The following is a 7156-nucleotide window of genomic DNA, read 5'->3' as shown; positions in this document are numbered from 1 at the left end:
TGGAGCCCTACTGGGAGGCCGTGCGCCAGCTCTACCAGCCGTTCGAGAAGGGTATTCCTGGACCGACCGGCCGTGTCTACCGCCACGAGATTCCGGGCGGCCAGCTGTCCAACCTGCGCGCGCAGGCTACCGCGCTGGGCTTGGAGGACCGCTTCGAAATCATCGAGGACACCTACGCTGCGGTGAACGAGATGCTTGGCCGCCCGACCAAGGTGACCCCGTCCTCCAAGGTGGTCGGTGACCTTGCTCTGCACCTCGTGGGCGCTGGCGTGGACCCGGCTGACTTTGAGGCCGACCCGACCAAGTACGACATCCCGGATTCCGTCATCGCCTTCCTACGCGGTGAGCTTGGTACGCCTCCGGGTGGCTGGCCGCCGCTGCGCGACAAGGTCCTGGAAGGCCGCGCGCCTGGCGACGTCGCCGTCAAGCCCGTGCCGGAAGAAGAGAAGGCGCACCTGACTTCGGACGATTCCACCGAGCGCCGTGCTTCCCTCAACCGCCTGCTCTTCCCGAAGCAGTTCGAGGAGTTCAACGAGTTCCGCCGCACCTACGGCAATACCGAGGCGCTGACGGATACCGTCTTCTTCTACGGTCTGGAAGAGGGCAAGGACTACATTGTTCACCACTTCCCGGAGGGCTCCAACGACCGCGCAGACCTCAAGCCCATCACCTTGCGTCTTGACGCGATGGGTGAGCCGGACGAGAAGGGTATCCGTAACGTGGTGCTCAACGTCAACGGCCAGATCCGCCCGCTCAAGGTGCGTGACAACAACGTGGAGTCCACCGTCGCCACCGTGGAGAAGGCTGACCCGTCCAACGATGGCCACGTGGCCGCACCGTTTGCCGGCGTGGTGAACCCGACCGCCAAGCCGGGTGACGAGGTCAAGGCCGGCGACCAGATCGCTGTCATCGAGGCCATGAAGATGGAAGCCTCCATCTCCGCCACAAAGGATGGCACCATCGAGCGCGTCGCCATTGGCGCCGCCACCAAGGTAGAGGGCGGCGACCTCATCGCCGTCATCAACTAGAAAAACCGCTGAACCCTCCTGCTTAGATAGAACATCCAAGCAGGAGGGTTTACTTTCTGTATTTAAGGGGCTAGGTCTTGTCCGGCCAGGAACGCAAGGCCATCGACCCAATGGACGTGGCCTGTCGGCGGTGGAAATCGGTCTAGCGTGATGAGTATGCAGCGTGAGCCAGCCGGGGTATGCGCGAACGGGGCTAATTCTCGTTCCAGTGTAGAAGGTTCTGAGGTGGCGTAAGCTACCTGCACGTAAAAAGTGTCATCCCCACGAGTTGCGATGAAATCTATTTCCCCGTCTGGGACTGAGCCAGTGGACACCTCATAGTCTCGGCGAAGAAGCTCGAGAAACACCATATTCTCAAGGTCGTGGCCCAAGTTGAAATCACGGGAACCAAGTACGGCATTACGTAATCCTGGATCTACGAAGTAGTACTTACCGTTGCTTCTCAGCCATTGTTTTCCCTTAGTATCACGGCTGCGACAGCGGTATAGCAGGTGGGCGTCCTCCATCAACTCGAGGTAGCGATCGATGGTTTCAGAGGAGCTAGCGTATCCATCTGCTTTAAGAACTCCGCGGATTCGGCGGGTGGATAGCTCTGAACCAGAATTATCGAAGATGAATTGAGCAAGACGTAGGAACGTCGATGTATCACGGATTTGGCCACGAAGAGCGATGTCTCGGGTAAAAATCGAATCGAAAAGCGCACGATTGAAATCTGAGGCAACTCCGACATCGTTTGCCAGCACACTTGCAGGGAACCCGCCGATTCGCATCCACGCCGAAAAGTCTTCGGCAGTCGGGATCGTTGGCGATGACTTTTCACGATGGGTGAAGGCAGTGAACTCGCTTAATGACAAGGGGAGCATTCGAAGCTCTATGTAGCGGCCGGCAAGAAATGTAAGGGATTCGTCAGCAAACATAGAGGCATTCGAACCAGTGAGAGTGATTTCGAGATCATCATTGAGCCTTAACGAGTTAATGATTCTTGCCCAGTCTTCGAGCTCTTGCACTTCGTCGACATGGAGATAGCGAAGCCCTTGGTCTAGGGCTTCCTCGACGAAAGAATGGAAGGCATGCGGCTCACGGAGCCGATCATTACGTGCGTCCTCAAAATTAATGACGAGAATGTCTGTAGCAGGCACTCCCGAGTTGAGGAGATCCTGTCGATATAAGGAAAGCAATGCGGACTTTCCGCAGCGACGCACACCCGTGACTATACGCACAAGGTCACGATCCTCGATCGCGTGCAATTTTGCAAGATAATTTGGGCGAGGAATGAGGCCAGCCATGGTGTCGAGTATAGTCGACACTTCTAGGGGAAATCGAGAAAGCGTCGAGTATAGTCGACACCCTTTGCGGACTTGTGCTGCTAGAAACGCTTGAGCATCACGTGGGCATCCGGACGGCCCGGGACGTCGATGTCGACGAAGCCCTCGGATTCATACAGCTTGCGGGCGCCAGTGTTCTCCGGCTCAATCCACAGCGAAATGGCCGGGGCTTCCTGCGCCTCGGCGAGGTCGCAGGCGTTGCGCAGGAGGCGTCGTCCAGCGCCTAGGCCCCTGTAGCGGGACTCCACAGCAATGAAGAGCTCGGGGATCTCCTCTGGATCGAGGTCTGTGGCCCACTGGGACTCATCAAAAGGATCCGCTTCGGGGTTGCCTGCGTAGGCAGCACCCTTCGTTTCAGTGGTGTAGTAGCGCAGCCACGCACCACCGACGGGGACCCGGTGGCTGGACACGGCGATGACGCCGCCATCGACATGGGGAGACCATTCATCGACGTACATCCCCACATCAGGCGTGTGGAAATCCCCGATATGGGCGTCCTCGTCACCGAGGACATCGGCGAGGAAAAGGAGGCGGGAGAGGTAGGTACGGTCGTGCTCCTTGGCCAACCGTACGCCGAACTCAGAATCGTTAACGCTCATGCCTTCCGAGGCTACTTGATCTCCAGAATCGGCTCGCCTTTGTTGATCTGCGTGCCGGTGGATACCTTGAGGTCGGTCACGGTGCCGGACTTATGGGCCTTGACGGGGTTCTCCATCTTCATGGCCTCGAGGACGACGACGACCTCGCCCTCTTCCACTTCCTGGCCTTCCTCGACGGCGACCTTGATGACGCTGCCCTGCATCGGCGCGGTCACGGTGTCACCGGACACGCTTGCCGACGCCCCCTTGCCACGACGCTTCTTCGACTTCTTGCGCTTGCTGCCTCCGCCCAAGAGCAGGTTGCCCGGCAGGGCCACCTCGATACGGCGGCCGCCCACCTCGACGACGAACTTCTGGGCAGCCTCCTGTTCTTCGTCCTCGGGTGCTTCGGCGGGGTCGACGTATGCGGAGAGCTCGTTAACCCACTCTTCCTCGATCCACTTGGTGTAGACCGTGAAGTTGCCGTCTTCGGCGACGAAGGCGGGATCGGTGAGGATGGCCTGGTGGAAGGGGATAACCGTGGGCAGGCCCTCGATACGGTACTCGGCCAGGGCGCGGCGTGCGCGCGCGATGGCGGTGGCGCGGTCCGGGCCCCACACGATGAGCTTGGCCAGCATGGAGTCGAACTGGCCGCCGATAATGGATCCTTGGCGCACACCGGAATCCATGCGCACGCCCGGACCGGAAGGCTCGGAGTAGGTGACGACGGTTCCGGGGGCCGGCATGAAGCCTGCAGCGGCGTCCTCGCCGTTGATGCGGAACTCAATGGCGTGGCCGCGCGGGGCCGGATCCTCGGAGATGGAGAGCTCGCGGCCCTCAGCAATGCGGAACTGCTCACGCACCAGGTCGAAGCCGGTGGTCTCCTCGGTGACGGGATGCTCCACCTGGAGACGGGTGTTGACCTCGAGGAAGGAAATGAGTCCGTCAGAACCAACGAGGTATTCCACGGTGCCTGCGCCGTAGTATCCCGCCTCGCGGCAGATGCGCTTGGCCGACTCGTGGATGGAGGCGCGCTGCTCATCGGTAAGGAAGGGAGCAGGGGCCTCCTCGACGAGCTTCTGGAAGCGGCGCTGTAGGGAGCAGTCACGGGTGCCCATGACGACGACGTTGCCGTGCTGGTCGGCGAGGACCTGAGCCTCGACGTGGCGGGCCTTATCCAGGTAGCGCTCGACGAAGCACTCTCCGCGGCCGAAAGCGGTAACGGCCTCGCGGGTGGCGGACTCGAAGAGATCCTTGATCTCCTCGCGGGTGTGCGCGACCTTCATGCCGCGGCCACCGCCGCCGAAGGCGGCCTTGATGGCAACGGGGAGGCCGTGCTCATCGGCGAAGGCTTCGACTTCTTCTGCGCTGGCAACGGGATCCTTGGTGCCCGGTGCCATAGGAGCGTCAGCGCGCTCGGCGATGTGGCGGGCGGTGACCTTGTCACCCAGTTCCGCGATGGATGCCGGGGATGGGCCGATCCAGATCAGGCCGGCGTCGATGACGGCCTGAGCAAAATCGGCGTTCTCGGAGAGGAAGCCGTAGCCGGGGTGGATGGCGTCGGCGCCGGATTTGGAGGCGGCGTCGAGAATCTTGCTGAAGTCGAGGTATGACTCGGCGGAAGTCTGGCCGCCGAGTGCAAAGGCTTCGTCGGCAAGCGTGACGAATGGGGCATCGGCATCGGGCTCGGCGTAGACCGCTACGGATGCAATGTTGGCGTCGCGAGCCGCGCGGATAACGCGGACCGCAATCTCACCGCGGTTGGCCACGAGGACCTTGGTGATGTTCTTGGTTTCAACTGCCACGGCAGGAACCCTCCTCCATGATTTGTGATAGGACTGCGTACTATTCTTGCACACCAAAACATGAGGATACCTTCACATCTTGGTTTCGTGTCAAAAAATAAACCCGCACCAGCGCGGATGCGGGCTTATTTCGGCGTGTTGCTAGCGCTCAACGGGCATGCGAACCATGTTGCCCCATTCTGCCCACGAGCCGTCGTAGACGCGTGGCGCCTCGAATCCGAGTAGATACTTGAGGACGAACCAGGTGTGCGCGGCCTGGGCTCCGACGTGGGAGTAGAGGACGGTCTCCGTTGCTGGCTCGAGCTCGCCGTAGTTGACCTTCAGTTCGCTCAGCGCGCGGAAGCAGCCGTTCGGGTAAATCGCGCGATCCCATTCGAGGTTGATGGCACCGGGAATGTGGCCGTGGGTCATCGTGGTGCCGTAGGCGGACTCGCCGGCTCCGGTCTGGTGGGCGGCCTCGCCACAGAACTCCTCTGGGCTGCGGGTGTCCACCACCGTGGCTAAGGAGTCACGCAGCTCGTCGACGAAAATGCGTGAGGATTCCTCGCGGGAAACCTCCGGGTAGGAGGATGCAGAAGGCTCTGGGACCATGAAGGAGGTGTCGCGTTCTTCGGACATCCAGGCGTCCCGTCCACCGTCGAGAAGCCGCACGTCCTCGTGGCCATAGAGCTCGAAGACCCAGAGCGCGAAAGCGGCCCACCAGTTGGACTTGTCGCCGTAGAGGACGACGGTATCGTCGCGCTCAATACCCTTGGAGCGGAGGAGTGCGGTGAAGTCCTCTGCGCTGATGATGTCCCTCGTTGTGCTGTCGAGCAGCTCAGTTTGGACGTTGATGCGGATCGCAGTGGGGATGTGGCCGATGTCGTAGAGGAGTGAGTCCTCATCAACCTCGATGACGTGGAGGCCGTTGATGCCCAGTCGCGCGGAAAGCCACGGTGCGGACACGAGACGCTCGGGGTGCGCGTATTCCTGGAAAGGGGGATTCGGGTCGAATTCGGCCACGGTCCACCTGCCTTTCTCGTTGAGGGGGGACGTTCGGTTCAACTCTAGCGTGCTGGGCGGACATGTGGTCACGGGGGAGGCATATTTGTGGTGTTGGATACATTTCTTCTGCGGTTAGCGCTGCTGCACGTTCACTGGTTATAACAAGTCTGCAGGTCAGCGGCCAAAAACTGCGGTACGCTTGCATTTTATTCCTTTTCGGGGGTGCTTTTCTGGGTGAGCGCGAGGGTCCAACCTGGGTTATTTTAAGAAGTGACACTCACTAACCCCCTAGTGGAAGGGAATCACTGTGCACAAAGCAATCGTCGTCTTCGAGGTTGAGGGCGGATCCGATAAGCAGATCAACGGACACCGTAAGGACACCATGCCGATCGTCGACTGCATCAAGGATGCAGGTTGGCACGCCGAGGTCGTGTTCTACCGCCCTGAGTGGTCTGAGAAGCTCTTCGAGTACGTATCTGAGAACTTCGATGCTTACATCTCTCGCGTGAACCCGGGCAACATTCCAGGCGGTGAGAAGGGCTACTTCGATCTGCTCACCAAACTGTCCGAGGCCGGACTGGTCGGCATGTCTACCCCGTACGAGATGATGGCCTACGGTGCCAAAGACGCCCTGGTCAAGCTCAATGACACGGACCTGGTTCCGGCTGACACCGCCGCTTACTACGACGTCGAGTCCTTCCACAAGACCTTCCCGACCTCGCTGTCCTACGGCGAGCGCGTGCTCAAGCAGAACCGCGGTTCCACCGGCTCCGGCATTTGGCGCGTGCGCCTTGCCGACGAGAAACTGGCCGAGTCTGTCGAACCGGGCACCGCACTGCCGCTCGATACCAAGATCAAGTGCACCGAGGCTGTGGACAACCACACTGAGGAGCGCGAGCTCGGTGAGTTCATGGACTTCTGCGACCAGTACATCGTGGGTGACAACGGCATGCTCGTGGACATGCGCTTCATGCCGCGCATTGTTGAGGGTGAGATCCGTATTCTTCTCGTGGGCCCGGACCCGGTCTTCGTGGTGCACAAGAAACCGGCTGAGGGTGGCGATGCCTTCTCAGCCACCCTGTTCTCTGGTGCCAAGTACACCTACCAGAAGCCGGAGGAGTGGCAGGAGCTGGTCGACATGTTCGCTGACGTTCGCCCGGTCATCGCTGAGAAGCTCGGTGGCGACAACATCCCGCTGATCTGGACCGCAGACTTCATGCTGGCTGACGGCGAGAACGGTGAGGACACCTACGTCCTCGGTGAGATCAACTGCTCCTGCGTGGGCTTCACCTCTGAGCTGGACATGGGCATTCAGGAGAAGGTGGCTGCTGAGGCCATCAAGCGCGTGGAGGCCAAGCACGCCTAAGCGCGTTGCTGTGCACTAGCTTTTGAGCACAAGCTTGTGACAGTTCCCCCGCCTGTGGCGGGGGAACTGT

The 7156-nt window shown here is 60.4% G+C and carries 6 protein-coding genes; 2 read left to right on the top strand and 4 right to left on the bottom strand.

Annotation, left to right across the window (positions count from 1 at the left end; all coding sequences use genetic code 11):
- Positions 1–1028: biotin/lipoyl-containing protein (locus RDN59_RS10665; protein WP_308607819.1), on the top strand; the 1028-nt coding region annotated here is incomplete at its 5' end.
- A 62-nt stretch (positions 1029–1090) separates the two neighbouring features.
- Here the strand turns inward: RDN59_RS10665 and RDN59_RS10660 are convergent.
- From RDN59_RS10660 to RDN59_RS10645, 4 genes are all read right to left on the bottom strand, one after another.
- Complete coding sequence (locus RDN59_RS10660) at positions 1091–2314, bottom strand: ATP-binding protein (RefSeq protein ID WP_308607818.1); 1224 nt, start codon at positions 2312–2314, stop codon at positions 1091–1093.
- A gap of 80 nt (positions 2315–2394) precedes the next feature.
- Positions 2395–2952 carry a GNAT family N-acetyltransferase gene (locus tag RDN59_RS10655; RefSeq protein ID WP_308607817.1) on the bottom strand — a complete coding sequence of 186 codons (558 nt, stop codon included), beginning with the start codon at positions 2950–2952 and terminating at the stop codon, positions 2395–2397.
- Positions 2953–2963: 11 nt separating this feature from the next.
- Positions 2964–4736 carry a biotin carboxylase N-terminal domain-containing protein gene (locus RDN59_RS10650; RefSeq protein ID WP_308607816.1) on the bottom strand — a complete coding sequence of 591 codons (1773 nt, stop codon included), beginning with the start codon at positions 4734–4736 and terminating at the stop codon, positions 2964–2966.
- A gap of 141 nt (positions 4737–4877) precedes the next feature.
- Entirely contained in the window at positions 4878–5738 is an 861-nt protein-coding gene (locus tag RDN59_RS10645; RefSeq protein WP_308607815.1) for a sulfurtransferase, read from the bottom strand.
- Positions 5739–6027: 289 nt separating this feature from the next.
- Here RDN59_RS10645 and RDN59_RS10640 point away from each other — a divergent pair, with 289 nt between their 5' ends.
- Entirely contained in the window at positions 6028–7086 is a 1059-nt protein-coding gene (locus RDN59_RS10640; protein WP_071407345.1) for a Cj0069 family protein, read from the top strand.
- Positions 7087–7156: the final 70 nt, after the last annotated feature.

It is taken from the genome of uncultured Corynebacterium sp. (genome assembly GCF_902489365.1).
GTDB lineage: Bacteria > Actinomycetota > Actinomycetes > Mycobacteriales > Mycobacteriaceae > Corynebacterium.
The sequence above is the reverse complement of the archived record's forward strand: the minus strand, read 5'-3'. Positions and strand labels throughout refer to the sequence as shown.